The organism is Cypionkella sp. (assembly GCF_030652235.1).
Lineage (GTDB): Bacteria > Pseudomonadota > Alphaproteobacteria > Rhodobacterales > Rhodobacteraceae > Cypionkella.
The window spans coordinates 12,377-38,261 of record NZ_JAUSBA010000043.1 but is presented as its reverse complement, the minus strand read 5'-3'; the positions used below and the strand labels follow the sequence as shown (position 1 = coordinate 38,261).

The 25,885-nt window shown below is 62.5% G+C and carries 27 protein-coding genes; 10 read left to right on the top strand and 17 right to left on the bottom strand.

Translation table 11 applies throughout. From position 1 onward, the window contains the following. Window positions 1–99: 99 nt before the first annotated feature. The 12 genes from pufX to Q7V03_RS14640 all read right to left on the bottom strand — a co-directional run bounded on the left by pufX (window position 100) and on the right by Q7V03_RS14640 (window position 10,084). Window positions 100–330, bottom strand: a complete 231-nt coding sequence (pufX, locus tag Q7V03_RS14695; protein WP_304926342.1) for an RC-LH1 core complex protein PufX — start codon at window positions 328–330, stop codon at window positions 100–102. 30 nt (window positions 331–360) lie between these two features. Continuing rightward, window positions 361–1,284 carry a photosynthetic reaction center subunit M gene (pufM, locus tag Q7V03_RS14690; RefSeq protein ID WP_304926341.1) on the bottom strand — a complete coding sequence of 308 codons (924 nt, stop codon included), beginning with the start codon at window positions 1,282–1,284 and terminating at the stop codon, window positions 361–363. Beyond that, the gene (gene pufL, locus Q7V03_RS14685) at window positions 1,277–2,125 is read right to left on the bottom strand and encodes a photosynthetic reaction center subunit L (protein WP_304926340.1); all 849 of its coding nucleotides are present in this window, start codon (window positions 2,123–2,125) and stop codon (window positions 1,277–1,279) included. Before pufL ends, pufM begins: the two co-directional genes overlap by 8 nt. Window positions 2,126–2,252: 127 nt before the next feature. Further along, complete coding sequence (gene pufA, locus Q7V03_RS14680; RefSeq protein ID WP_304926339.1) at window positions 2,253–2,441, bottom strand: light-harvesting antenna LH1, alpha subunit; 189 nt, start codon at window positions 2,439–2,441, stop codon at window positions 2,253–2,255. 13 nt (window positions 2,442–2,454) lie between these two features. Next, window positions 2,455–2,604 (bottom strand): light-harvesting antenna LH1, beta subunit, encoded by a 150-nt coding sequence (gene pufB, locus Q7V03_RS14675; RefSeq protein WP_304926338.1) that lies wholly within the window; start codon window positions 2,602–2,604, stop codon window positions 2,455–2,457. A gap of 120 nt (window positions 2,605–2,724) precedes the next feature. Beyond that, the gene (gene pufQ / locus Q7V03_RS14670) at window positions 2,725–2,946 is read right to left on the bottom strand and encodes a cytochrome PufQ (RefSeq protein WP_304926337.1); all 222 of its coding nucleotides are present in this window, start codon (window positions 2,944–2,946) and stop codon (window positions 2,725–2,727) included. Further along, on the bottom strand, window positions 2,943–4,421 hold the full coding sequence (bchZ, locus tag Q7V03_RS14665; RefSeq protein ID WP_304926336.1) for a chlorophyllide a reductase subunit Z: 1,479 nt from the start codon (window positions 4,419–4,421) through the stop codon (window positions 2,943–2,945). The genes pufQ and bchZ overlap by 4 nt, the downstream gene beginning before the upstream one ends. Next, window positions 4,421–5,890, bottom strand: coding sequence for a chlorophyllide a reductase subunit Y (gene bchY, locus Q7V03_RS14660; RefSeq protein ID WP_304926366.1), 1,470 nt, complete (start codon window positions 5,888–5,890; stop codon window positions 4,421–4,423). The genes bchZ and bchY overlap by 1 nt, the downstream gene beginning before the upstream one ends. A gap of 156 nt (window positions 5,891–6,046) precedes the next feature. Further along, the gene (locus tag Q7V03_RS14655; protein ID WP_304926335.1) at window positions 6,047–7,051 is read right to left on the bottom strand and encodes a chlorophyllide a reductase iron protein subunit X; all 1,005 of its coding nucleotides are present in this window, start codon (window positions 7,049–7,051) and stop codon (window positions 6,047–6,049) included. After that, window positions 7,048–8,004 carry a chlorophyll synthesis pathway protein BchC gene (gene bchC / locus Q7V03_RS14650; RefSeq protein WP_304926365.1) on the bottom strand — a complete coding sequence of 319 codons (957 nt, stop codon included), beginning with the start codon at window positions 8,002–8,004 and terminating at the stop codon, window positions 7,048–7,050. Before bchC ends, Q7V03_RS14655 begins: the two co-directional genes overlap by 4 nt. 132 nt (window positions 8,005–8,136) lie before the next feature. Then, a complete protein-coding gene (locus tag Q7V03_RS14645; RefSeq protein WP_370651136.1) occupies window positions 8,137–9,246 on the bottom strand; it encodes a methyltransferase in 1,110 nt (369 codons plus the stop codon). 10 nt (window positions 9,247–9,256) lie between these two features. Then, entirely contained in the window at window positions 9,257–10,084 is an 828-nt protein-coding gene (locus Q7V03_RS14640; protein WP_304926364.1) for a polyprenyl synthetase family protein, read from the bottom strand. 171 nt (window positions 10,085–10,255) lie between these two features. On the opposite strand from Q7V03_RS14640, the gene crtD reads away from it, so the two are divergent. After that, window positions 10,256–11,815: a 1-hydroxycarotenoid 3,4-desaturase CrtD gene (crtD, locus tag Q7V03_RS14635; protein WP_304926333.1), complete on the top strand. Its 1,560-nt coding sequence runs from the start codon at window positions 10,256–10,258 to the stop codon at window positions 11,813–11,815. Further along, entirely contained in the window at window positions 11,812–12,648 is an 837-nt protein-coding gene (crtC, locus tag Q7V03_RS14630; RefSeq protein ID WP_304926363.1) for a carotenoid 1,2-hydratase, read from the top strand. Before crtD ends, crtC begins: the two co-directional genes overlap by 4 nt. A 295-nt stretch (window positions 12,649–12,943) precedes the next feature. On the opposite strand, the gene Q7V03_RS14625 is transcribed toward crtC, so the two are convergent. The 3 genes from Q7V03_RS14625 to Q7V03_RS14615 are packed head-to-tail and all read right to left on the bottom strand — an operon-like array spanning window position 12,944 to window position 16,041. Further along, window positions 12,944–13,420, bottom strand: coding sequence for a TspO/MBR family protein (locus tag Q7V03_RS14625; RefSeq protein WP_304926332.1), 477 nt, complete (start codon window positions 13,418–13,420; stop codon window positions 12,944–12,946). 36 nt (window positions 13,421–13,456) lie between these two features. After that, window positions 13,457–14,482 (bottom strand): 15-cis-phytoene synthase, encoded by a 1,026-nt coding sequence (crtB, locus tag Q7V03_RS14620; protein WP_304926331.1) that lies wholly within the window; start codon window positions 14,480–14,482, stop codon window positions 13,457–13,459. Beyond that, window positions 14,479–16,041, bottom strand: a complete 1,563-nt coding sequence (locus tag Q7V03_RS14615; RefSeq protein WP_370651134.1) for a phytoene desaturase — start codon at window positions 16,039–16,041, stop codon at window positions 14,479–14,481. The genes crtB and Q7V03_RS14615 overlap by 4 nt, the downstream gene beginning before the upstream one ends. A 136-nt stretch (window positions 16,042–16,177) precedes the next feature. Between Q7V03_RS14615 and crtA the strand changes: the two genes are divergently transcribed. The 4 genes from crtA to bchO are packed head-to-tail and all read left to right on the top strand — an operon-like array spanning window position 16,178 to window position 20,406. Then, entirely contained in the window at window positions 16,178–16,873 is a 696-nt protein-coding gene (gene crtA / locus Q7V03_RS14610) for a spheroidene monooxygenase (RefSeq protein ID WP_370651133.1), read from the top strand. Next, window positions 16,870–17,874 (top strand): magnesium chelatase ATPase subunit I, encoded by a 1,005-nt coding sequence (bchI, locus tag Q7V03_RS14605; protein ID WP_304926329.1) that lies wholly within the window; start codon window positions 16,870–16,872, stop codon window positions 17,872–17,874. Before crtA ends, bchI begins: the two co-directional genes overlap by 4 nt. 44 nt (window positions 17,875–17,918) lie before the next feature. Continuing rightward, a complete protein-coding gene (locus Q7V03_RS14600; RefSeq protein ID WP_370651135.1) occupies window positions 17,919–19,526 on the top strand; it encodes a magnesium chelatase subunit D in 1,608 nt (535 codons plus the stop codon). A 1-nt stretch (window position 19,527) separates the two neighbouring features. Beyond that, the gene (bchO, locus tag Q7V03_RS14595) at window positions 19,528–20,406 is read left to right on the top strand and encodes an alpha/beta fold hydrolase BchO (protein WP_304926327.1); all 879 of its coding nucleotides are present in this window, start codon (window positions 19,528–19,530) and stop codon (window positions 20,404–20,406) included. Here the strand turns inward: bchO and hemC are convergent. Then, complete coding sequence (hemC, locus tag Q7V03_RS14590; RefSeq protein ID WP_304926326.1) at window positions 20,403–21,338, bottom strand: hydroxymethylbilane synthase; 936 nt, start codon at window positions 21,336–21,338, stop codon at window positions 20,403–20,405. The genes bchO and hemC overlap by 4 nt on opposite strands. Before the next feature lie 78 nt (window positions 21,339–21,416). Here hemC and hemE point away from each other — a divergent pair, with 78 nt between their 5' ends. Together hemE and Q7V03_RS14580 are read left to right on the top strand one after the other, a co-directional pair. Continuing rightward, on the top strand, window positions 21,417–22,445 hold the full coding sequence (gene hemE / locus Q7V03_RS14585; RefSeq protein ID WP_304926325.1) for a uroporphyrinogen decarboxylase: 1,029 nt from the start codon (window positions 21,417–21,419) through the stop codon (window positions 22,443–22,445). Further along, the gene (locus Q7V03_RS14580; RefSeq protein WP_304926324.1) at window positions 22,442–23,413 is read left to right on the top strand and encodes an NAD(P)H-binding protein; all 972 of its coding nucleotides are present in this window, start codon (window positions 22,442–22,444) and stop codon (window positions 23,411–23,413) included. The genes hemE and Q7V03_RS14580 overlap by 4 nt, the downstream gene beginning before the upstream one ends. Window positions 23,414–23,432: 19 nt before the next feature. On the opposite strand, the gene Q7V03_RS14575 is transcribed toward Q7V03_RS14580, so the two are convergent. Further along, on the bottom strand, window positions 23,433–24,254 hold the full coding sequence (locus Q7V03_RS14575) for a B12-binding domain-containing protein (protein WP_304926323.1): 822 nt from the start codon (window positions 24,252–24,254) through the stop codon (window positions 23,433–23,435). Between Q7V03_RS14575 and Q7V03_RS14570 the strand changes: the two genes are divergently transcribed. Both Q7V03_RS14570 and Q7V03_RS14565 read left to right on the top strand, forming a co-directional pair. Beyond that, window positions 24,253–24,543 (top strand): hypothetical protein, encoded by a 291-nt coding sequence (locus Q7V03_RS14570; protein WP_304926322.1) that lies wholly within the window; start codon window positions 24,253–24,255, stop codon window positions 24,541–24,543. The two genes, Q7V03_RS14575 and Q7V03_RS14570, sit on opposite strands and share 2 nt — an antisense overlap. A 141-nt stretch (window positions 24,544–24,684) precedes the next feature. Continuing rightward, a complete protein-coding gene (locus Q7V03_RS14565; protein WP_304926321.1) occupies window positions 24,685–25,851 on the top strand; it encodes an ATP-binding protein in 1,167 nt (388 codons plus the stop codon). Window positions 25,852–25,885: the final 34 nt, after the last annotated feature.

Genomic DNA, 25,885 nt, shown 5'->3' with positions numbered 1-25,885 from the left:
GAGGGAACCGGGCTGTGGAGGAGCCCAGAGTTTGGGCCGGCATTTGGCCCCAACGGCGTTGCAGGTCTGGCAACATCCTGCTGCCAGGCCCGGTTTTCATCATACGATCCTTGCCACAGTCTGGCTGATTTCCAGCCCGGTGTAGGGCGAAGGCGCCTGCTTGCTTTCCTCGGGCAGCAATAGGCTCACGCCCCAGATCGCCAAAAGCACCACAGCCACAATCGCAACCCCAACACCCGCCAAAAGCGCGCCCCAGATCATCTGTCCCAAGGCCCATACCCGCAAGCGGACCACCGGGGTTTCACCCTCATAATAATGCTCGTCAGACATGATCCATCCTTTCCAGCGATCCGTCAAAGTTCAGTCAAGTGGCGCATAGCCGTGGTCTTGTGCCCAGACAAACCAGTTATCCACCACCGTTCCGGTCAGCAGAATGCCAATCCCGCCCGTGATCGGCACCAACACTGCAAACCACCAAGCCCAACGGTGAATCCCCTCCATCGTGGCGTTAAAGCCCATGGTCCAGCGCCAGAACAACGCCGCACGCTCAGACGCCGTGCCACGATCCACGATCTGCTCCAGCTCGCGGTCACCACCAAGGCGGGTCACCGAAAGAATGGTCGCGCCATGCATCGCAAACAGCAGGGCCGAGCCATACAGGAACACAATCGAAAGCGCGTGGAACGGGTTATAGAACAGGTTGCCATAGGTCAGGCTAAACAGGTTGGTCCAATCCAGATGCGGGAAAATCCCGTAAGGCACCGCTTCCGACCAGCTGCCCATCAACACCGGGCGGATCAGCCCCAACACCATCACCAGCCACAAAGCCGCGGCAAAGGCCCAGGATACGTGCTTGCCCAGACCCAAAGCCTCGGCCCGCAGATAAGTACGGATCCACCAGCACCACAGCGCGATCAAAAAGAACAACCCCGCCACCAGAAACAAACCGCCCTGCATCATCGGCGGCATCCGCAGGCCCCACTCCGGTGCAGGGGGCTCCAGCGCCATCCAGAACAGATCGCGCATGAACACAGCCGGGTTAAAGCCCGCCAGATGCCAGAACCAGAAGCCGATGATCAGAAACCAGATCAGCCCACAGGCCATGCTGATCACCCCGAAAGTGCCCAGATAAACCGGGCCCAACTGAGCGTTGCCAAACCAACCCATCAGGGTCGAAAACCCGGCAGTCTTGGTGCGGTTGGACAGATCGACGTTTTCGACCATCCCCATTTCAGGCGCTGCGCGCACCTGCACTTGGGTGAAAATGTTCTGATACTCAGCCATTTACGCCTCCTGGAATGTTTGCCCAGAATGGAAGTTGCAGCCACCAATTCCACCAATCCACCCATTGATCGAACCAGATCGTGCCCGAGATCAGGATACAGATCGCGCTCCAGAACCCGGCATTCAGCGCCAGCAGCAGGCCCAGACGGTGAATCCCCAAAGTGCCCACCGAATAGCCGATCAGATCGCGAAAGAACGTATCCTCATGGTCGGGCGTTTTCATCACCTGACCGCGGCCGGGGTTCGCCGCCGACAGGACCAACCCGCCATGCAATGCCAGCGCAAAGCAGTTGGTGAAGAAGAAACTGACCGCAACCATATGCACGGGGTTGTAGTGGAAATTGCCGTAGGTGTAGCCCGTGTTGCTGACCCAATCGAGATGGCTGAAAATGCCATAGGGAAACGCATACCCCCAAGCCCCCATCAGCATCGGTCGGATCACCACCAGCGTCAGATAAGCAAAAATCGCCACACCAAACGCAATCGGCACATGCAGGCCGATGCCCAGCTTGCGGCAAATCTCAACCTCGCGCAGCGCCCAACTGATGAAGGATCCCGCCGCGCACATTGTGATGATCTGCCACAACCCACCTTGCATAAGCGGCGCGAACGCCAAGCCATTTTCAATCGGCGGCGGATTGATCGAAATCAGCCACGGGTTCCAGGTTGGCCCCATCGCCGCGCCGTAAAAGATCAGCATGGTGCCAAGGGCCGCGAAGAAGAAGGTCGTGACCCCAAAGAAGCCGACGTAGAACGGTCCAACCCAAAAGTCGAACAGGTTGCCGCCGATCAGCGTGCCACCGGGCACGCGGTATTTTCGTTCGAAGCTGAGCAGTGCCATGCTTCCCTCTCCGCGGTTGGACGGATCAGCCACCTTGCACCCGCAAAGCCCCGCGACCGTCTATTGTTCTTGTAAGTTGAATTTGGTGCGGCCGATTGAAGCCGCCCGCACCAAGTGCAAGCCCCTGTCAAGGAGCCGGAGCAGCAACCACAGGCGCATAGCCATGTTTGGCCGCCGCGATGTCGAACCAGTTGTAGGCGGGGTTCGACAGCAGGACGAGGTGGATCATCACTGCCAAAAGAAACAGGAAAACCCCCTGCGCCACGAACACGCGACGCGGATCGAAAATCAGCCAGATCTTGTAGAACTTGCTCATATCTCGTCCCCCCTCAAAACCACGGGCGCCAGATGAACACGGCCACATGCGCGATCACGGCGATGGTCGTGAACAACCAAAGCCCGCTCATGTAGACCGAGTGCAGCTCTTGCGCCTGCTGGTCGGTTAAACCTGTGAAAGACAGGTCAGTTCTATCAGCCATAGTACCCTCCGGATATTCGGACTGAAGCCGCATTCCCTGCGGCCGGGCCACGGTGGGCGGAATGCCCCTCCGATGTTTCGTCCTCCCGTTGCAGGAAGGGCGAATTGCGTGTGCGGATGGTTATCCGCGAAAAATCATCGGCGTGACCGCTTCCGCATCTTTCAGCGCGCGCGCCACCGGACCCAACCGGGGAAATTTGGCGTGCCGCACGGTTTGCAGCAGCCAACCCACCACATGTGGCAGCACAGCCAGGCTGAAGATCAGCGCAAAATAGATGACGAATTCAGTCTTATTCACACGTTTGACCTGATGCAGATCACCGTTGGCGGTATAATCGCTCATGTTCTCTCTCCCTGAGGTGACAAAAGGGCCACGCCGGGCAGCCCCTCCACGGTTTCGCGCACCACCCGTTCCGCCCCGGAATCCAGCGCAGCCTTTTCGGCTGCATCGCGCAAAGACCGCGCGGCGCTGATCCGGGTTAGGATCGGGTGGGTATTCACAATGCGGTCCAGCGCCGCCTGCGCATCGACATCCCAAGGGAAATCGCGCCGCAAAGTCGTGGGGGTGGCCGCCGCCGAATCCATCTCGGTGCCCAGCGGCAGGATGTGGAACAGCGCATCAAACAGGCTGTTGCACACCTCTTGCAAGATCCAGACCGCCCCGGCATAGCCCATCGCAGGCGTGCCAGTTGCGCGCCGGATCGCGGCCCCGGGGAAAGAGGCCGCGATGAAACTGGGGGCAGGCCCAAAGCCGCCCTTCATCTCTGCCAGATACATTTTCTCATTGATCGAGCCCATCACCACCAAGGGCCGATGCTGTTTCAACAGCCCGCGGATCGCCTCGTTGTTGGTCTTTTTCCCCGGCACGCGCGCCACCGCAAAAGCACAAGGCAGGCCCAGATCCGACTCAAGATAGTTGCGGATGCCACGGGCATAAGTCTCGGTCGCCACAATTGCGAAAGTCGCGGTTGCGAAGAAATCCTGCGTGACGCTGCGCCACAAATCCCACACCGGTTTCAGGGTCGAATGCTTTTCGCGCTCGATAAACGGCTCGGGGTCCAGCCCCAGCATTTCGCCCAGCTTGCGCAGGAATTTCGTCGTGCTGTCCACCCCGATCGGCGCTTGCAGATAGGGCTTGCCCAACACTTCCGCCAAACCCCGGCCAAATTCGCGGTACATCACGATATTGACGTCAGCATTGACCAGATTGCGCATTTCGGCCACATGCGCGCCCAAGGGCATCACCATGTTCACCTCGGCGCCGATGCCCTCAACCAGCCGCCGGATCTCGTGCAGATCGCTGGCCATGTTGAACACGCCATACATCGGCCCCAGCAGATTGAGCCGTGGCTTTGCGCCCTCGGCCCGCTTAGCCTCAGGCGGCATGCGGCCCTTGGTCATCGCAAATTCGGTAAAAATCCAGGTCATCGCGCGGTCAGCCGTCTGCCACTGATCTTCATCAATCGTGCGCGGCAGAAAGCGTTGAATGTTGGTGCCCGCAGGCGTGACACCGCCGCCGATCATCTCGGCAATGCTGCCCGTCACCACCACCGCAGGCAAAGCCGGGTCAAGCGTTTTCCACGCCCGCATCATCGCCCCTTCGGTGCCATCGCGGCCCAGTTCTTCTTCGCCCAAACCCGTCACCACAATCGGCAATTCATGCGGCGGCAGCGCGTCCGTATAATGCAGAACGCTTGTCACTGGCAGGTTCTCGCAACCCACCGGGCCGTCTATCACCACTTGCAATCCTTTGACGGCGCAAAAGGCGTAAACCGCACCCCAGTAGCCGCCTGCGCGGTCATGATCCTGCACCAACATCAGATCATCTCCTCGGCCTTGGCAGCGCGGGCGAGTTTGTCCAACTTCTTCTGATGCACAGCGCGGAAATCAGGGCGCAGGTTGGGCGCGCCCTCCCAGATGCCAGCGGTATCGCCGTGGCCTACACCTTCGAAAAACGCCTTCATCGTCTCCATCCGGTCCCGTCCCGCGATGGCCGCATTCACCACCTGCCCCAAAGATCCCGCCCCCGCTGGCCCCATCAACGGCCGCGCCGAAATCAGATTGGTGAAGTAAAGGCTTGGAATCGCCAGCTCTTTCGCCTTCTGCACCAGCGGGGTTGTCCCCACCGCCAGATCAGGCCTTATCGCCATCATCGCGCTGGCATCATCTTCCAGCGAGGCGCGGAATTTCACGCGCGTGCCCTTGGCCTCAAGCCACTCCAGATCGGCAGCGCTCCACGGGGTTTTCGGGCAAGCGGTGCCGACATACGGCACGTTCGCACCAGATTCGATCAGCAGCCGGGCAACCAGCAACTCCGAGCCTTCATAGCCCGAAAGCGTGATGGTTCCCTTGATCGGGTTCGCCGCCAAAGCCGCCTTGATCGCCGGCAAAAACGCATTCTGTGCAGCCGCAATCTGCGCCGGATCAACGTTATACGCCTCCCCAATAGCCGCCAACCAAGCCGCCGTGCCATCATGCCCAACCGGAGCAGAGCCGACTATCTTGCGCCCCGCACTTTGAAACTCGCGCACCGCAGCGGTGTAGAATGGGTGGATCGCGGCGACCACATCGCAATCAAGCGCCGCATACAACTCCCGCCACTCGCGGCACGGCACCACTGGCCCCGCAGCCAACCCCATCGGGGCCAGCATCGCGCCCAGCATCATCGGATCGGCTGGAAACATCTCGCCCAACAAGGCCACTTGCGGGCGATCTGACCGCCCCTGCGCAGGGGCAGCCACCGGCCCCGCCTCAATCTCGGCCCGGGCATATTTCAGCATCGCACCCGCCAAAACATCCTTAGCCTCGGCATGGGTCGGGATACCAAAGCCCGGCACATCAATGCCGACAATCCGCACCCCATTGATTTCGCTGGGCAACAGCTTGAGCGGCACGCCGCTGGCGGTTGGCACACACAGGTTCGTCACCACCACCGCATCATAGCGGTCCGGATCGGCCAATTCATGCACCGCGTCGCGAATGTCCTCAAACAACTTACCCGTCACCAGCGATTCCGAGTTAAACGGCACATAGCCCACCGACCGCCGCGCGCCGTAAAAATGCGACACAAACGTCAGCCCATACACACAGCAAGCCGACCCCGACAAAATCGTCGCCACCCGCCGCATCCGCAGCCCCACGCGCAAAGACCCAAACGCCGGACACATGCTTTGCGGCTTGTCATGCGGGCCCTGCGGATAATCCGCCGCGTATTGGTCCAGCAGCTCCGAATTGCCCGCAGCGCGCGCCGCCGCTTCCATCGTCGCCGCTCCAGCATGACAGCCCATGCCATCGACGGGCGCGCTGACCTCGCGTTGCGGTTCGGGCTGGCCCGCCGCAAGTTGGGTCAGCGGCGCATCATGGGCGCTGTCATAGCCGATTTCGGTCATTTCGCACCCGTCAGGCGGCGCAAAGCGGCTTCCAATTCGGCAAGGCGGTCCAGGTCAAACATGGTCATACACCACTTCCAGCGATTTCTTCAGAACGGCATTCTTGCCGCGCATGTCTGCATCCGTCGCAGGCGTAAGCACAAAAGCGGCCCCCGTGGCTTCTGCTGAAAACAGCCCCAGCAATCCATCCTGGTTCAAAGGCGCAGGCCGCACCGGCGGCGCCAACGCCACCGCCTCAGCAAGCGCCGCAAACATCGGCCCCCACTGCGACTCGTAGCTGCCAACAATCTGATAATTCGCGCTTTTCTTGCGCAGATCGTCATCTTGCGGAATAGCCGCCAGCACCGGAATTTTTACCGCTTCGGCAAAAGCCGCAGCCTCGCCGGTGCCGTCATCCTTGTTGATCACCAACCCGGCGATGCCGACATTGCCGCCCATCTTGCGGAAATATTCCACCGCCGAGCAGACGTTGTTGGCGACATACAGCGATTGCAGATCGTTTGACGCCACAAGAATAACCTTCTGCGCCATGTCGCGGGCAATCGGCAAACCAAAGCCACCACAAACCACGTCGCCCAGAAAATCGAGCAGCACATAGTCGAAATCCCAATCATGGAACCCCAGCTTTTCCAGCAGTTCAAAGCCGTGAATAATCCCACGCCCGCCGCAACCCCGGCCCACTTCCGGCCCGCCCAGCTCCATCGCGAACACACCGCCGCGCTTGAAGCAGACGTCACCGATCTTCACTTCCTCACCTGCCAGCTTTTTCTTCGACGAGGTTTCAATGATCGTCGGGCACGCCTTGCCGCCAAACAGCAGGCTGGTGGTGTCAGATTTCGGGTCGCAGCCGATCAGCAGCACCCGCTTGCCCATCTCGGCCATCATGTGGCTAAGGTTGGCCAAAGTGAACGATTTGCCGATGCCGCCCTTGCCGTAAATCGCGATGATCTGGGTCTTCTTGGTCGGCGGGGATTGTGGAATTGCCAACGAAGGTTCCTCGTGGGCTTCTTCCCGCAAGCGGTTGTCGAAATCGACAAGGTTCGGAATATCAAGCGTCATGCGTGGCCCTTCCAGTCGAGTATCATTTTAAGGCAGTTGGGATCCGTGAAAGCAGTCTCGTAGGCTTCGGTGGCCGCGCTGGCGGCACGGCTGTGCGTGACCAGACCTGCCAAGGAAAGCGCCCCGGATTCAACAAGTTGCCGAGTGGCCACCATGTCATCAGCAGCCCATTCGGCGGCGATGCGGAACCGCGCCTCTTTCATAAAGGCGGGCGGAAAGGCGAAGGAAATGGGCGCGGTATAGAAGCCCGCCAGCACCACCTCGCCGCCCTTTTTGATCCGACCGATCAGGCTGTTCAGCAGATCAGCAGCACCAGAGGCATCGTAAATCGCCGCATAATCACGGCGCGCATCGGCTTCGGGCAGCATCACTTGATAGCCGACCGCACCCGCATGGCGGGCCACATCCGTCTCCCAAACCGTCGGAGGCGGCGCACCTGCGGCAACGGTCAGCCGCGCCAGCAAGCGGCCCAAAACGCCATGCCCCACAATCAAATCCGGCAAGGCGCGGTCAAATCCGGCGAGCGCGTGGCGCGCGGTGGCGGCCAGCGCCAGCAAAGCCCCCTCCGCCCCCAAAGCCCGATCAATCCGCGTAACCCGCGCGCCAGACGTGACCAGCATCTGCGACGCCGCCCCAAACAGCCCGCGCACCGGGCCCGCCTCGGTCGCCTCAAAACAATTCGCGCCCGGGACAAACACGTGCTCACCCACCCGGAAACCCGAGTCAGCGCCAGCCTCAACCACCTCGCCGGCAGCCTCGTAGCCCGGCACCAGCGGATACCCCATGCCCGGAAACTGTGGCATCGTGCCTGACCAGAACAGCTTTTCAGTGCCGGTCGAAATACCAGAATAAGCGATCTGCACCACCACATCGGCCACCCCCGGTGGGGTCAGCGACAATTGCCCCAGCGAAAGGTTCTTCGGCCCTGAAAGTATGATTGCATTGGTTTTCACGATCACTCCCCGGACGGTCAGGCTCTGGTCTTCTGACAAGACCAATCCCCACACCATCCTGTTACTGTCATTCTAGACTTACAGATTAAACTGTCAAACTAAATTGACACTCGCGGTAACTTCTCTTTGAAGTCAGGCCCGGATTGCCGTGATGACCGAGGTGATAAATGGTCGAAAACCTACATGAATACAAATGCTTGCAAAACCAGCCGCTTGCAAAATATCTGAAATTTCACTGGCCGATCTGGTCCGCCCGGTTTGCATCGCCAAAGTGTAAACTGCAAAGTACACATCAGTTGCGCGATGGGGCGCGGCACCACCTGACATGGGTTCCGAGATGATCAACCGCCCGCCCACGGGCAAAACCGCATGCACCGCATGCAACAGCCGCGCTACCGTCGAATCATCGTGATCATACAGCACCCGCACCAGACTGATCGCGTCGGCCCCCACCGGCAAAGGGTCATCGCGAAAGCTGCCAGGGTGCAGCGTCAGCCGATCCGAAAACCCCGAAGCCACCAGCCGCTGCTGCGCACCCTCCAGCACCACCGGCAGATCGAACAGATCAAGCCGCACCTGCGGATAGGCCGTGCCAACCGCCGCCAAAAACGCACCCGTGCCGCCGCCGACATCCATCAGCCGCGTCACGCCCGTCAGACTGATCATCCGCAAGGTGTCCTCGGCCACCAGCACCTGACTTTCGGCCATCAGCTCGGAATAGGTCGCAGTCACCTGCGGATCGACCGCGCCCGCCGCGCCAAAAACATAGGGCCAGAACTGCGCCAGTTGCGTATCGCGGCCATCGCGCCAGAACGCCACAGGGTTGGCCAGATCGGCATAAAGCGCGCGGTGATGCAGGATCATCGCCTGCAAGCCCGGCACGCCCAGCAGCGACGCGCCCCGCAGCGACAGACCAAAATGGCCATCGCGGTGACGCTTTAGCAGACCAAGCCCCGCCCCCGCTTGCAGCAAAACCTGCATCCGCTCGGGCGGCACCGCACACAGCCCTGCGATCTGCGGCACCGTAACCGGACCGTCTTGCAGCAAGTGCAACACCCGCAATTCCACCAGCGCCATCAACACCTGCGCGTTGACAAACCCTGCCACCACGTCAAACAATGCCGCCCCCTCGGCCCGGGCAATCCTTCGCAGACCGGGGATCCGGGCCGCCCAAACCTGAAACCTGCGCGACGCCGCCAGCCGCAACAGCCAGCCGCGTCGAAAGGGGTGTAGGCGGGGCAAAACCGTCATGCTAGCGCCGCACGTCGGCCCGCTGCAAAACCGGGGCAACCGGGGTCATCCGTTCGGCATAGCGGCGCACCATATCGGCCAACGTCGCCTCGCCCGGACAAGACGGGATCGAGGCAATCGCGCCGCCCAGAATATCCTTCAGCCGCCGAATTGCCCCCTGCACGCCCAGCGATGTCACCGCATTTGGCCGCCCGTGTGCTGCATCCTGCCCCGCAGGTTTGCCCAAAGTTTCGGCATCATACAGCGCATCACGCAGGTCATCGGCGACCTGAAACGCCTCACCGATCCGCGCGCCCAATTCCTCCCAAGGCTCGGCATCCTGCCCGGCGGCCAGCGCGCCCATCTGAGTCGCAGCGATGAACAATGCTCCGGTCTTGGCGCGATGATAGGCGGAGAGATTGATCTGCGCCTCGCTCTCCCAGCCTTGGCCCGCGCAAATGCCATCCGGCATGCCCGTACGGCGTGACAGCACGCGAATCATTTGCAAGGCGCGGTCGGCATCCTTGCCCGCCGCGGACGCCAGCACGTCAAACGCCAACACGATCAGGCTATCGCCGGTCAGCACCGCCAATGGCTCGGAAAACGCGCGATGTACGGTGGCTTTGCCGCGCCTTTGGTCAGCATCATCAAAACAGGGCAGATCGTCATGCACGAGGCTGGCGCAATGGATCAACTCCAGCGCCACCGCCGCCGCATCTGAAAGCGCGGGCCGATCATCACCGCAGGCCAGAGCCACGCTTAGCAAAATCGTCGGCCTGATCCGCGCGCCGCCCGGCGTGACGGCATAATGCAACGCCTGTGCAAGTTTCGCCGGGGCATCGCCGGCCATAGCCCCGCGCAAAACCTTCGCAGTCACCACATCAAGCCGTTCGTCGATCTTCATGGAAAAGCTCCTCAACGGCCGGATGTCCGGCAAATTTCATCTGGAAGTGTCCGCTTAAAGTGACACATATATGTAAATCATACTGGACAGCTTCCTTCCGCAAGTCAACAATCAGACATGGCAACCACACGGCAAAAAATTATCGTCATCGGCGCGGGCATCGGCGGGCTTAGCGCGGCTATCCGCTTGGCTACCGCTGGCATGCAGGTGACTATGATCGAGGCGCAGGGCTATCCCGGTGGCAAGATGCGCAGTCTGGGGTCCGTGGCCGGGCCGATTGATGCAGGGCCGACGGTTTTGACCTTGCGGGCGGTGTTTGATGATTTGTTCGCCGAGGCGGGGGAAAGATTGGAAGATCACCTGACGCTTGTGCCGCAGCCGCGCTTGGCGCGGCATTGGTGGCTGGATGGAGGGCGGTTGGATTTGTTTACCGATTCAGGACAAAGTGGGGCTGCGATTGCGGAATTTGCCGGACTGAAGGCGGAGGCGGAGTTTCATGCCTTCAATCGCCAATCCGCCCAGCTTTACAAGGCGTTCAAGGCGCCAATACTGCAAGCGATGCGGCCTGATATCGCGGGCGTTGCAGTGAACGCGTTGCGGACACCTGCGATTTGGCAGGCACTTTTGCCGCAGCGCAGTTTGGCAAAGCACCTGAGCGGCAGCTTCAGCGATCCGCGTTTGCGGCAGTTGTTTGGGCGATACTCTACCTACGTCGGCGGGGCGCCGGATTTGTCGCCTGCGGTGCTGGCGCTGATCTGGCAGGCCGAAGCGCAGGGGGTTTGGGCGGTCAAGGGTGGGATGCATCAGCTTGCCCGCGCCTTGGCGGAGCTGGCCATGCGGTTGGGGGTGACGATTCGCTATGGCACCTCGGCCTTGCGCATTTTGCGGCAAGCGGGGCGTGTGACGGAGGTTGTACTGTCAGACGGGCGCGCCATGAAATGCGATGCGGTGGTGTTCAATGGTGATCCGGCAGCGCTGTTGGCGGGGTTATTGGGCAATGGGGCGCAGCAGGCGCTGAAACCGATTGCAGCACATCCGCGTAGCCTTTCGGCTTGGGTCTGGTCGTTTGCCGCCACCCCTGCCCCGTTCGATCTGGTGCATCACAATGTGTTTTTCGCCAGCGACCCTGCGCGCGAGTTTGGCGCGATCCGCCAAGGCCGGATGCCGGACGAGGCGACGCTGTATGTCTGCGCGCAGGATCGCTCGGGGCCCGATTTCGCCCCGTCCGGCGCAGAGCGGTTTGAGATCATTATGAACGCCCCCGCCAAGACGACCCTTTCCCCGCATGAGGTTTCCGAATGTCGCAGCAAAACCTTTCCGCAACTGGCCAAATTCGGCCTGACGTTTTCAGCCCCCCCCAGCGACCAAGCGCTGATGACGCCGCAGGGGTTCGCGGGGCTGTTTCCGGGGTCGCAGGGGGCGCTTTATGGGCGCAGTCCGCACAGCCTGATGGCGAGTTTTCAGCGCCCCGGCGCACGGACGAAGGTGCAGGGGTTGTATCTGGCGGGGGGCGGCGCGCATCCGGGGGCGGGGGTGCCAATGGCGGCCTTATCCGGCAAGCACGCGGCCGAGGCGATACAGATCGACCTGACTTCGGATGCGTCGTGGCCCCGGACGGTTATGCGTGGTGGTATGTCGATGGTGTCTCGGCTGACGGGACGCGCGCGGTCTCGGTGATTGGCTTTATCGGATCGGTGTTTTCGCCGTGGTATGCGTGGTCAGGGCGGCGCGATCCGGCCAATCATTGCTGTATCAATGTGGTGACTTACGGCCCCGGTGGGCGGTTTACCATGACAGACCGGGGGCGGGCTGCGTTGCGGCAAAGCCGGGATGCGTTGCAGATTGGGCCAAGCCGGATGTCATGGCAAAATGGCACGCTGGTGATTGAGGTGAACGAGGTGTCGGGCCTGCCGATCATCGCCCGTGTGCAGGGGCAAATCAGGCTGACGCCAACGGCTGTGACAGAGGTGGAGGCGACGTTGACGCCGGATGCGCGGCATATCTGGCGACCGTTTGCGCCTTCGGCCCGGATCGAGGTGGATCTGTCGCAGGGGCATTCCTGGGCCGGGCATGGCTATTTCGATGCCAACTTTGGCCAAGCGGCGTTAGAGGCCGATTTTAAGCGCTGGACATGGGGGCGCTATCCGCGCGGCCATGGCGGGACGACGTGTTTTTATGATGGCATCAGGGCGGATGGATCGACCTTGGCGCTGGGGCTGGATGTGGCGGCGAACGGGGCGGCGGTGCAAGTTGCGCCGCCACCATTGACGCCGCTGGCCCGCACCGGATGGCGGATCAAGCGCGACACGCGCTGTGATGCCGGGGCTGTGCCGCGCCAGACCAAGGCGCTGTTGGACGCACCGTTTTACAGCCGGTCGGTGGTGCAAACCCAGATCGACGGCGAGACGGTGACGGGCGTGCATGAGGCGTTGGATTTGGCGCGGTTCCGATCACCCGTGGTGAAAGCGATGCTGGCGTTTCGGGTGCCGAGGCGGGCGCGTTGGCCGTAGGGATGTGCGAGATTCGTTCCCCGCGGGGAATGACTTGTGTTTTTTAGGAAGATTTAGGGCAGCTTTCCACAAGATGTTGTGGTTGTCCGCGTTTCTGATGCAACGTCGCGGGTTCTTGCCCGATTTTACACGCGTCAAATCAGCGCGCGCCTGACTGAGCAGGCGCACCTCGATTAACCGGATGAACGGCTTGATGCATTATTCCTCTTGCGCGACGGCGTTCCGCCGCACGCGCAACGAACCGGAAAACGCTCCACTGGAGCGTTTTCTTTCGGTTCGGGAACAAGAGGGGGCTTTAGCCCGCGTTGGGGTTCAGACGCATGACGCTGAAATTCAATGCGCCTGCAATCGTGACCCAGAGCAGATAGGGCAGGAACAACGCGCCCGCCCAGAAATCGACCCCGAAGAAGCTGTAGGTCGTCGCGGCCACGGCAAGCCACAGGCCGACCATCACCACCATTGCGGCGCGGATGCGGTGCAGGCCGAAGAAAACGGGCGTCCACAGGGTGTTGAACGCGATCTGCAAGGCCCAGAACGCCAAGGCTTGCGCGTTGCTTGCCTCTCCCGCTACGCCAGCCACACCAGCCACCCGCATCGCGGCATAGGCGATGCACATGTATAATGTGGTCCAGACCACCGGAAACACCCAGTTGCGCGGGGTCCATGTTGGTTTGTGCAGGCCGTCATACCATGCGCCGGGGTTGAACATCGCCCCCGTGGCGGCGGCGGCACCGCAGGCGGCCAGAAAGGTTAGAAACAGAGGCCAGTCCATCGGGGTCGCTCCAGAATATGAAGCTAGGAAACTAGGTCATATGCCGGCGCGATCCAAGGGCCTGCGGGCGCGATCTTTGGATTCGAGTTGTGAAAGGACTGCAAACAGCGCGTCAGAGCGGCTGAAGCGCGCCGATTTGCGGGCGGCGGCCTCGACGAGGAAGGCGGTCTCGGCGCGGGCCGGAGCGTGCAGCAGGGCGGACCCCGGCAGCACGACAGAGGCGGCAGTTCGCGTCAGCGACAGGCCAAGCCAGCCGAGTTTTTGCCAGCCGTTGGTGCGGGCCCGCGCGCTGATGCTGTCATGGCCGTTGCGCGCCACAGCGCCGCCAATGCCGGCATAAACATGGCGGGCGGCGTAGATGCCGGGGCGGCAGAGCAGCGGCAGCGCGGAAATCCCCGCCTCGGCATGGCGGTAAAGCGCTTGCGCTTCGGTCAGCAGGCGTTGGGTCAGCTGGCGCAAGGCGGGGGTGGCTTGCGGGGCGTGCAGGAAGCTGGCGGGAGAGATGGCGGCTTGATCCAGCCATTCCAACGGCAGATACAGCCGCCCTGCCCGCGCATCCTCGCCTATGTCGCGGGCGATGTTGGTCAGTTGCATCGCAAGGCCCAGATCGCAGGCGCGCGCCAAGGCATCGGCGTCGCGCACCCGCATCAGCACGCACATCATCGCGCCCACCGCACTGGCGACGCGGGCGCAATAGGTCAGCAGATCGGGCAGGCTGTGGTATTGGCGGCCAAACGCATCCCAAGCAAGACCTTCCAGCAGGGCGTCTGGCAGGGCGCGCGGCATCTCGAAATCTTGCACCACAGCGGCGAAGGCGCGGTCGGCGGGCGCGTTGCGGGGGCGACCTGCGTAGACCAGATCCAGCCGGTCACGCAGGGCCAGCACGGCGGGGGCTTTGTCATCGCTGTCATCGACGGCATCATCGGCAAGGCGGCAAAAGGCGTAAAGCGCCAAAGCGGGGTCGCGCACCGGACTGGGCAGCAGCCGCGAGGCGGCGTGGAACGACAGTGATCCGGTGCGGATCGCCTCGCGGCAATGGGCCATGTCGGCGGGGGCGATCATTCGGCTGCCATGCGAAGTGTGGCGCTGCGGGGGGCGTCGGGGACAATGGTGCCCAAGACTTCGGCGCTGGCGATCACGCCGGGTAGGCCTGCGCCCGGGTGAGTGCCTGCGCCGACAAGGTACAGGCCGCGGGCCTCTTCGGAGACGTTATGCGGGCGGAAATAGGCGGATTGCAGGATGCGCGGCTCGATCGAAAAGCCGCTGCCGAAGGGGGACAGATAGCGGGTTTGAAAGCTGTTGGGGGTGAAAACCAGTTGTTCAGACAGATGGGTGCCAAGGCCGGGCAGCAGGCGGTCTTCCAGCATCTGTTGCATCTTTTGGCGGTAGGGTTCGGCTGCCGTTTCCCAATCAGTTTCACCAATCCCCAGATGCGGCACGGGGGATAGGGCGTAGAAGGTGTCATCGCCCAACGGGGCCACCGACGGATCGGTGACAGAGGGGCGGTGGACATAAAGGCTCATGTCGTCAGCCAGTTTGCCGCGGATGAAAATATCGCGGATGTGGTCTTTATAACGGGGGCCGACAAGGATGGTGTGGTGGCCAACCTCGGGCCATTTCAGCCGGGTGCCTTTGGTGCCGAAATACCAAACGAACAGACCCATCGACCAGCGCTTGCGCGCGAGTTTGTCGGGGGTCCAGCGTTTGCGGCGATGGTTGCGCAACAGGCGGTCATAGGTGTGGCCGGCGTCGGCGTTTGACACCACGACATCGGCGGCGATCACTGCGCCGTCTGTCAGCCGCACGCCGGTGGCGCGGCCGTTTTCCAGCAAAATCTCATCCACCTCGGCATTCAGGCGCAGGCTGCCGCCTTGGGATGTGATCACCCCGGCCATCGCCAAAGCAATCGCCGCCACCCCGCCCATCGCGTAATGAACACCGAATTCTTTCTCCAGATGGCTGACAAGGATATACATTGAGGTGACGTGAAACGGATCGCCGCCGATGAACAGCGGGTGAAACGACAAGGCAAAGCGCAGGCGTTCGTCTTTGACGCGGGATGCGGCATGGGCGTAGACCGATTTGTCGGCGCGCAGCATCGCAAAGGTCGGCAGCACTTTCAACAGATCGGCAAAGCGGTGCATCGCGCGGCGGCCAAGGTTTTCAAAGCCGAACCAATAGCGCTTTTCGCTGTCTTTCAGGAATTTGTCATAGCCGGGCAAATCACCGGGCGACAGCCGCGCCACCTCGGCCCGCATCGCGTCGGTGGATTGGCGGGCGGTGAAGGTCGATCCGTCTTGCCATCGGATTTGATAAAACGCCTCAAGCGCGCGCAGATCAACGTCGTGGTCAAAGTCGCGGCCACAAGCCGCCCACAGATCACGCAGGCCCTGCGGCACGGTCACGATTGTGGGGCCAAGATCAAAGCGGTGGCCGCCTTGGCTGATCGCACTGCCACGCCCGCCGGGCATGTCGAGCCGGTCAATCACCGTGACGCGGTAACCTTTTGCCCCCAGCCGCATCGCCGCCGCAAGGCCGCCCAGGCCCGCGCCGATCACAATGGCATCAGCCCCAGAGGTTTGAGGCATGGCGGGGCGGGAGGGATGAGAATCTGTCAGCATGAAGTCACGATATACTGTCTAGTATAATTTACAATACTTGCATTTTCATTATGGAATCTTGGCATTTCCCTTTGCAGCCGCCGCAAAAACTGTCAGACTATTCTGACATGTAGCCCTGAGGTCTGCCATCAACACCGTGAGTCTTTCCTTGTTTCGCTTTGCCTCGCTGCCCGCCCGGCTTTGGGTTTTGGGGCAAATGGGCGCGGCGCGGCTGTCATTGATGCGGATGCCCGAGGTGGGGTTTTGGAAGCTGTGCGGTTCTGGCACCGGCGAAGGCTTTACGCCGAAACCGAACACCGCCGTCTGGGCTATTCTTGCCACATGGCCCGATGCGACAACGGCGCGGCGGGTGATCGCAGAGGCGGCAGTGTTCCGGCGTTGGCGCAGCCATTCCGCTGAAAACTGGACGATTTTGTTAGAGCCGACCTCGGCACGCGGGCAATGGTCGGGGCGCGTACCCTTCACGGCCAACGACACGCCCAACACCGGGCCGGTTGTGGCGCTGACGCGGGCGACGATGCGGGTGTCCACGTTTCTGCGGTTTTGGCGGCGGGTGCCCGATATCTCGGCCGCCATCGGGCAAGACCCGAATGTGATCTTCAAAATCGGCATTGGCGAGGTGCCGCTGCTGCATCAGATCACCTTTTCGATCTGGCCCGATGCGGCCAGCATGGCGCATTTTGCGCGCGGTGATGGGCCGCATGGCCGCGCCATTCAGGCGGTGCGGGCCGAGGGCTGGTTTTCCGAAGAACTTTACGCGCGGTTTCGGATTCTGGATGATTGGGGCACATGGGGTGGCCGCAGCCCGCTTGCTGCAAAGGATGCCACATGAGCCAGCCTTTTCCGTTTTCCGCCATCGTCGGTCAGGCCGCGATGAAGCAGGCGATGGTGCTGACGGCGATTGATCCAGGGATAGGCGGCGTGTTGGTGTTTGGCGACCGTGGCACCGGAAAATCAACGGCGGTGCGGGCTTTGGCGGCGCTGTTGCCCGAGATTTTGGCGGTAGAGGGCTGCCCGGTGAATTCGGCCCGTGTTCAGGACGTGCCGGAATGGGCGGGGGTGAAATCGGGCAAGATGATCAAGCGCCCGACCCCGGTGATTGACCTGCCTTTGGGGGCGACTGAGGACCGCGTGGTTGGGGCGCTGGATATTGAACGGGCGCTGACGCGCGGCGAAAAGGCATTTGAGCCGGGGCTGCTGGCGCGGGCCAATCGCGGCTATCTCTATATCGACGAGGTGAACCTGTTGGAGGATCACATCGTCGATCTGCTGCTGGATGTGGCGCAATCGGGTGAGAATGTGGTGGAGCGTGAGGGGCTGTCGATCCGCCACGCGGCGCGGTTCGTGCTGGTGGGGTCGGGCAACCCGGAAGAAGGCGAGTTGCGGCCACAGTTGCTGGATCGGTTCGGGCTGTCGGTTGAGGTAGCCTCTCCGCGCGACATCGAAACGCGGGTTGAGGTGATGCGCCGGCGCGATGCGTATGAAAACGACAACGCGGCGTTTATGAAGAAATGGCGGGCGAAGGACAGCGCCCTGCGCAAGGCGATTCTGGTGGCGCGGGCGGCTTTGCCGGGGCTGAAAACGCCGGGGGTGGTGCTGCATGATTGCGCGGCGTTGTGCATCGCTTTGGGCTCGGACGGTTTGCGCGGCGAGTTGACGCTGTTGCGCGCAGGCCGGGCGCAGGCGGCGTTCGAAGGGGCTGGGGTTGTAACACGTGGCCATCTGCGCAGCGTGGCCGCCAGTGCCTTGGGGCATCGGTTGCGGCGCGATCCGCTGGACGAGGCCGGATCGGGGGCGCGGGTGGCCCGCACCATCGCCGAAGTTTTGCCGTGACCAAGCCGCTGTCGCCTTGGGGCCGGGTTGAGGCTGCGCTGGCGATGCTGGCGGTTGATCCGGCGGGGGTGAAGGGGCTGTGGCTGCGCGCCCGCAGTGGCCCGGTGCGGGATGTTGTGACGCAGGCGCTGCCGGTGGCGCGGCGGATCCATCCCGTCATCGACGATGTGGCGCTGTTTGGCGGCGTGGATCTGGCGGCGACTTTGGCGGCGGGGCAGCTGCGGCGCAGTATGGGGATTTTGTCGGGGGCGGAGCCATTGGTTCTGACGATGGCGGAACGTTGCCCCCCTGCCCTTGCGGCGCGGCTTTCGCGGTGGTTGGATGAGAGTGGCCCGTGTCTGGTGGCACTGGATGAAGGGGCAGAGGCGGAAGAGGTTTTGGCCCCGGCGCTGGCGGATCGGCTGGGATTGTTCCTTGATCTTGGAGAGTTGGCGTATTCGGATATCGGCGCGCTGGTACTGCCAGCAGAGCAGATTGCGGCGGCGCGGCGGCGGTTGGCAGGGGTGGTTTTGCCTGCGGGGGCGCTGGAAAGCCTGACGACGGTGGCGCTTGCCATGGGCATCGCCAGCCTACGCGCGCCGCTGTTGGCGCTTGCGGTGGCACGGGCGCTGGCGGCTTGGCGGGGGGAGGCTGTGGCCTCGGACGATACCCTGCGCCATTCCGCCGAATTGACGCTGGCGCATCGGGGGGATTTGCCGGAAGTGGCGGAGGATCAGGACAGCGCGCCGCCGCCGCCTGAACCGGGTGAGGCAGAGGAGCCGCAAACCCCGCAATCCGACCGCATCCCGGATGAGATTTTGCTGGAAGCCGTGCGCGCCGCCCTGCCCGCTGATCTGCTGGCGCGACTGGCGGCGGGCAAAGCGGCGCGGGCGGCGAAGGGCAGCGGCGGCACCGGGGCTGCGCGCAAGGGCAATCATCGGGGGCGACCTTTGCCGCCGCGCCCCGGCGTTCCGGGGTCGGGTAAGCGGATTGATCTGGTGGCGACCTTGCGCGCCGCAGCCCCTTGGCAACCGCTGCGCAGGCACGCGCCTGATGCGGTGCGGTTGGAAATCAGGGCTTCAGATCTGCGGTTGAAGCGGTATCAGGAAACCTCGGACCGGGTGCTGATCTTTGCGGTGGACGCGTCGGGCTCGTCGGCGCTGTCGCGCTTGGCCGAGGCGAAGGGGGCGATCGAGCTGCTATTGGCGCAGGCCTATGCGCGGCGCGATCATGTGGCGCTGATTGCGTTTCGCGGGCTGGCGGCGGAATTGCTTTTGCCGCCGACCCGGTCGCTGGTGCAGACCAAACGGCGGCTGTCTGGCCTGCCGGGCGGCGGTGGCACGCCCTTGGCGGCGGGGTTGCGGATGGCGTTTGATCTGGGCCTGCAAACCCGCGCCCGAGGGATGACGCCGACGATTGCGCTCTTGACCGATGGGCGCGGCAATATCGCGCTGGATGGCAGCGCCAACCGGGTGGAGGCCGAGGCGGATGCGCTTCGGCTATCGCGGTTGATCTGTGCGGCGGCGATCCCGGCGCTGGTGTTGGACATCGCAAGCCGCCCGCAAGCGGCATTGCAGCGGCTGGCGGCAAGCCTTGGGGCGGCCTATGTGCCGCTGCCGCGCGCCGATGCGCACCGCTTGTCGGGCGTGCTGCAATCGGCATTGGGGGCGTGACATGCTGGCCCCGGTGATCCCCGCAGATTGGCCGTATCGCAGCGCCTCGCAGCATATTCGCGGCAAAAGCCATCTGTGGCATGTGCAAGAGATAGGCGCTGGCCCTGTGCTGCTGCTGCTGCATGGCGCGGGGGGGGCGACGCATAGCTTTCGCCATCTGATCCCGCTTTTAAGCCCTGAATACCGGGTGATTGCGCTGGATTTTCCCGGTCAGGGCTTTACCACGCTTGGCAACCGCGCGCGCTGCAATCTGGATGCGATGGCCGAGGATATTGCAGCACTGATCGCCCAGCAAGGCTGGCAACCGCTTGCGATCATTGGCCATTCTGCCGGAGCCGCCGTTGCTTTGCGCTTGGCCGAGATCACCCCGACCAAGGCCGTGATCGGCATCAATGCAGCCTTGGGCGGGTTTGAGGGCGTGGCGGGCTGGCTGTTTCCGGCGCTGGCCAACCTGCTGGCGCGGCTGCCCTTGGTGCCGCAGCTGTTCAGCAAACTGGCCGGCACAGAGCGTCAGGTGCATCAGCTTTTGGCCTCGACCGGGTCGCGGATCGACGCAGGCGGTGAGGCGCAATATCTGCATCTGCTGCGCCAACCGGGGCATGTGGCAGCGACTTTGGCGATGATGGCGCAATGGAACCTTGCCGGGCTGATGCGGCGCTTGCCGCAACAGACCGGGCCGTGCCTGCTGATCACCTCGACCGCCGACCGCGCGGTGCCGCCTGTGGTGTCGCAGCGCGCCGCAGCGGTCATGCCAAACGCCGAATGGATCGACCTGCCGCGCTTTGGGCATCTGGTGCATGAGGAAGCGCCCGATCAGGTCGCAGCCCTGATCCGCTATTTTCTAGAGGCCCGCGCAAAGGCGGATCCGCTATGCGCCTAGTCGAAAAATCCCGGCCCGGCGCGGCCCAGCACCTCATCGGCCAAAGTCTGACCCAAGGCGGTCGCATCTGCGAGGCCGCCCCGGATTTCACCGGCGATGACCTTGCTGCCATCGGGGCGCAAAATCTCGCCACGCAGCCAAAGCTGATCGCCTGTCAGCACCGCAAGCCCCGCGATGGGGGTTTCACACGAGCCATCCAGCCGCGCCAGAAAGCCGCGCTCGGCAGCAAGTTGCTGGCCGGTGGGGGTGTGGTGAATGGCGGCCAGCATCGCTTCGGCGCGCGGGTCGTTCTGCCGACGCTCGACCCCGATGGCACCCTGAGCGACGGCGGGCAGCATCTCGGTCACTTCGACCGGGCGGGCGACGTCGGCCATGCCAAGGCGGTTCAGCCCGGCCATTGCAAGGAAAGTTGCCGCCGCCACGCCGTCATGCAGCTTTTTCATCCGGGTCTGCACATTGCCGCGAAACTCGACCAAATGCAGATCGGGGCGACGGTGCGCGAGTTGCGCGCGACGCCGCAAGCTGGAGGAACCCACCACAGCACCTTGGGCCAAATCCATCAGCCCGCCACCGCCCAGCGTCACAAAGCCATCGCGCACATCCTGACGCGGCAAATAGCAATCCAGCCACAGACCATCCGGTTGCAGCGTGGGCATGTCTTTCATCGAATGGACCGCAATATCTATGCCGCCCGCCAGCAGGGCGTCTTCAATTTCACGCGTGAACAAGCCCTTGCCGCCGATGTCTTTCAGCGCACGGTCCTGAATCTGATCGCCGGTGACTTTGATCACCACCACCTCAAACGCCTCAATCGGCAGGGTATGGGCGGCCATCAGGCAGCGCCGCACCTCATGCGCTTGCCACAGGGCAAGCGGAGAGCCTCGGGTGCCGATTTTGAACGGTTGGGCGGGGGTGGGAAGCGGATGTGTCATGTGTGAAGGAATAACGCTGTCACTCTGCGCTGACAACACCCGCGAACAATCTTGCGCTTTTCTGTATCTGGAGGGTCTATGACCAAGCTGATCCTGCGCGCCCTTGCGGGCGAAACCCTGCCCACCCCGCCGATCTGGATGATGCGGCAAGCCGGGCGGTATTTGCCGGAATATCGCGCGACGCGGGCGCAGGCGGGGGATTTCCTGTCACTGTGCTATAACCCGGAACTCGCGGCAGAGGTGACGTTGCAACCGATCCGGCGCTATGGCTTTGATGCGGCTATTCTTTTCGCCGACATCCTGCTGCTGCCGCAGGCGTTGGGGGCGGATCTGCGGTTTGAAACCGGCGAGGGGCCAAGGCTTTCCACCATCACCACGATGGCGGGGATTTTGGCCTTGAAGCCGCGGGCGGCGATCCACGACACGCTGGCACCAATTTATGAAACCGTGCGGATACTGGCGCGGGAATTGCCAGGTGAGACGACGCTGATCGGCTTTGCAGGCGCGCCGTGGACGGTGGCGACCTATATGATTGCCGGGCGTGGCAGCAAGGATCAGGCGGCGGCGCATGCGTTGAAAGCCACCGACCGCGCGACGTTTTCAGCGCTGATCGACGTGATTACCGAAGCCACCATCGACTATCTGTCGGCGCAAGTGCAGGCGGGGGCCGAGGTGGTGAAGCTGTTTGATTCATGGGCCGGGTCGCTGAAAGGGCAAGATTTTCACGACTTTGCGGTGAAGCCCACCGCCCGCATCATCAGCGCGTTGAAGGCCAAACACCCCGGCCTGCCGGTGATCGCCTTCCCGCGCGAAGCAGGCGCGGGGTATGGGGGGTTTGCGCAAGCGACTGGGGCAGATTGCGTGGCGGTTGACAACGCGGTCAGCCCGGAATGGGCGGCACAGCATCTGCAACCGGGCGGCTGCGTGCAGGGCAACCTGTCGCCCACCCATATGGTGACGGGCGGGCAGGCGTTGGTGCAGGCGACCCGCCGCGTGGTCGATGCGTTCAAGGGCGGGCCGCATATCTTCAACCTGGGCCACGGCATCACGCCAGATGCCAGCCCGGACAACGTCGCGCGGATGGTGGACACGGTGCGGGCGGGATGAGCGCGCAGGCCCCTGCCCTGCGGGTGTTTGTGCTGGGGGCAACCGGCACCATCGGGCGCGCCACGGTTGCGGCGCTGCTGGCGCGCGGGCATGAGGTGGTGTGTTTTGTCAGGCCGGGTTCTGGCCCCCTGCCCTACGCTGCCAGCTTTCGCTTTGGCAAGGTGACAGACCCTGCATCGCTGGCGCGGGACGGTTTTCGCAGCGAGCGGTTCGATGCCATCGTCTCGTGCCTTGCCTCGCGCACGGGTGCGCCGTTGGATGCCTGGGCGATTGATCACCAGGCGCATCTGCAGGCTTTGGCGGCGGCGCAAACCGCAGGGGTCCGACAGTTCGTGCTGGTGTCGGCAATTTGCGTGCAACGGCCCAAATTGGCGTTTCAGCACGCAAAACTCGCCTTTGAGAGGGCGCTGATCGACTCGGGGTTGATCTATTCCATCGTGCGCCCGACGGCTTACTTCAAGTCGCTGTCCGGGCAGTTGAACCGTGTGAAGGCGGGCAAGCCGTTTTTGCTGTTTGGCGATGGGGCACTGACGGCATGCAAGCCGATCAGCGACGGCGATCTTGGGCGTTATCTGGCGGATTGCCTTGACGACCCTCACTTGCAAAACCGCATCCTGCCCATCGGCGGCCCCGGCCCTGCGATCACACCGCGTCAGCAGGGTGAAGCGTTGTTCCGGCTTTTGGGTCTTGCGCCAAAGTTTCGGCGGGTGCCGGTGCGGATGCTGGACGGCGTTATTGCTGTGCTGGACGGTTTGGGTCGGATTGCGCCACGGCTGAAAGACAAAGCGGAACTTGCGCGGATCGGGCGGTATTATGCCACTGAATCCATGTTGGTTTTTGATGCGGCAACCGGGCACTATGCGGCGGATGCAACCCCCGCCACGGGGTCAGAGACGCTGTTTGACCACTATGCGCGTTTGGTGCGCGGCGCGGCCCTTGATGATCGCGGGGCCCATGCGGTTTTCTGATCGCCCCAAACAGCAGCCGTTAGATCAGCCGACCCGTGGGCAGATCCAGCAAGCGTTCCATATGGCCGATCGCCCCTTGAAAATCATGCGCGGCGGCATCTGCACCCGTCAGACCAACCAAAGCAAGGTTGGCCGCGGCGATCTGACCGCACACCAAAATGCGCGCATTGGGATTGCTGATGCGCAGCGCCACGATCAACCGGGTCAGCGCGGGCATAGATCGCCTGCCGCTGGCAGACAGGCCGATCAGGGCGGGCTGACGTTGTTCCAGCGTTTCAACCAAAGCGTCATGCGTAAGGCCGACAAACAGGTCGATATCCCAGCCGCGTTCGCGGGCAAGGTCGCTGGCAATGGTGATTCCCAAAGTGTGATTCTCGCCCGGAACCGAAGCAAAGGCGGCAGCGCGCTGCATGTCGGGCACACCGATCGGGCGCTCCATCCGCAGGATTCGCAGAATGGCATAGATCCGACCCGCCGCCACCGTCACGCGGTAAAAGCTGACGTCATCATTGTCCCACCATTCGCCCAAGCGTCGCGCGGCAACGGTCAGATACAGCAGACACAGGGTTTCATAGCTGGACCCTTTGGTCTGCACATTCTCGATAAAGGCTGTCGCCGCGTGCGGATCATCCGACAGCAAAGCGTTGCACAGCATATCTATTTCATCAAGGCACGGCACCATATCAGGCTGCACTGCAAACCGCAGATTGTTCGCGACCCGCGTCACAACTTCGGCGGCAAGGGTGCTTAATGTGGCTTCCGGCAATGACCGGTGCACAGCGTCAATTTCTGAAAATGCTGTCTCAAGCATTTGCCTGTCAAACGTAGCAGAGCGTGACATGTTGACCTCCTCCAAAGCCATCAACGTCAATGGCCCGCCGAGAGAACAACCGGTCTCCGTATGCCTTTGCGTACCTGACTATAGGAAATTTGAAGATTGTGGCAAGTCTGGTTTATATAAAAATAACCGCGCGAAATTGCTGCAACACAGCTTAGAGATAAGCCTTGAAATGGCAACATTTCCCGGTAAGCGCACCGCGCACAGCTGGGACAGGCATTGCACGCTGATGGCCAAAGCTCGCCCACAGAACCCGGTACGGATGGGTCTGCACGCGGGGCGGCATCGGTGAAATCCGCTGTGCTGTCGCATCGGGGTATCCCGGCACGGCGATCACGGCAGCGCCATGCGCAAGCGCGGCCCCACCCACCCTAAACTGCATAATCCGCGTTTAACCTTGCAAAACTTCCAACTCACGGCATATTTACACGCTATGTACCCACGCAGCAGCAATCACCTTGTCATCTCGGCGCTTGCTGAACACGCGGCGGTCGTGCTTTTGGGCCCGCATCAGATCGGAAAAACCACCCTTGCGCTAGAGATCGCCGCGCAAATGCCCTCGGTCTATCTTGACCTTGAACGCGCGGCGGATCGGCAGGTTCTGACCGAGCCAGATCTTTATCTGGACGAGCAGGCCGGAAAACTGGTTGTTCTGGATCAGGTGCAGCAGATGCCCGGCCTGTTCAACAGCCTGCGCGGTCAGATCGACATGCGACGCCGCAAAGGGTTGCGCAGCGGTCAATTTCTGCTTTTGGGCGCGGCCTCAAACCTGTTATTGCACCAATCGGCCGAATCTCTGGCAGGCCATGTGCGGTATGTCGAGATGCCGCCGCTGCAACTGGATGAAGTCGGCGATGATCAAATGACCAGGCTTTGGCTGCGTGGCGGCTTTCCCGACAGCTTCAGGGCCGTCAGTGACCGCGCAAGCCTCAACTGGCGCGAAGACTTTCTGCGCAGGTATCTGCAGCGTGACATCCCTGCCCTTGGCCCCCGTATTCCGGCCACGACGCTGCGCCGGTTCTGGACCATGCTTGCCCATGCCCAAGGCGGATTGCTGAACGCTGCCGCCTTGGGCGACGGCTTGGGGGTTTCAGGCCAGACCGTCGGGCGCTATCTGGATCTGCTGGTCGATCTGATGCTGGTGCGCCGTCTTACACCGTGGCATGAAAACACCGGCAAGCGGCTGGTCAAATCGGCCAAAGTCTATGTCCGCGACACCGGGCTTCTGCACACCTTACTGGGGCTTGAAACACTGGAAAACCTGCTGGGCCACCCGGTTGTCGCTGGCAGTTGGGAAGGGTTTTGTCTGGAAGCCTTGATCACTGCCGCACCCAGGGGGACCGCGCCGTTCTTTTATCGAACCTCAGCCGGGGCCGAGTTGGACCTTGTGCTGCGCCTGCCCCAAGGCGCGGTCTGGGCGATAGAGATCAAGCGCAGCACAGCCCCTAAAGTATCGCGGGGCTTCCACTTGGCGACCGCCGACATTCAGGCAGATCGCCGTATTCTGGTCTATGCAGGCGCGCGCGAGGCCCCCCTTGGCGATGGCTTGCGCGCGATGCCTTTGGATGTCGCACTGGCCCTGCTACGGCAGCAATCCTAACATCAATCGGGGTAAGTTTGCCCTACCCCGATTA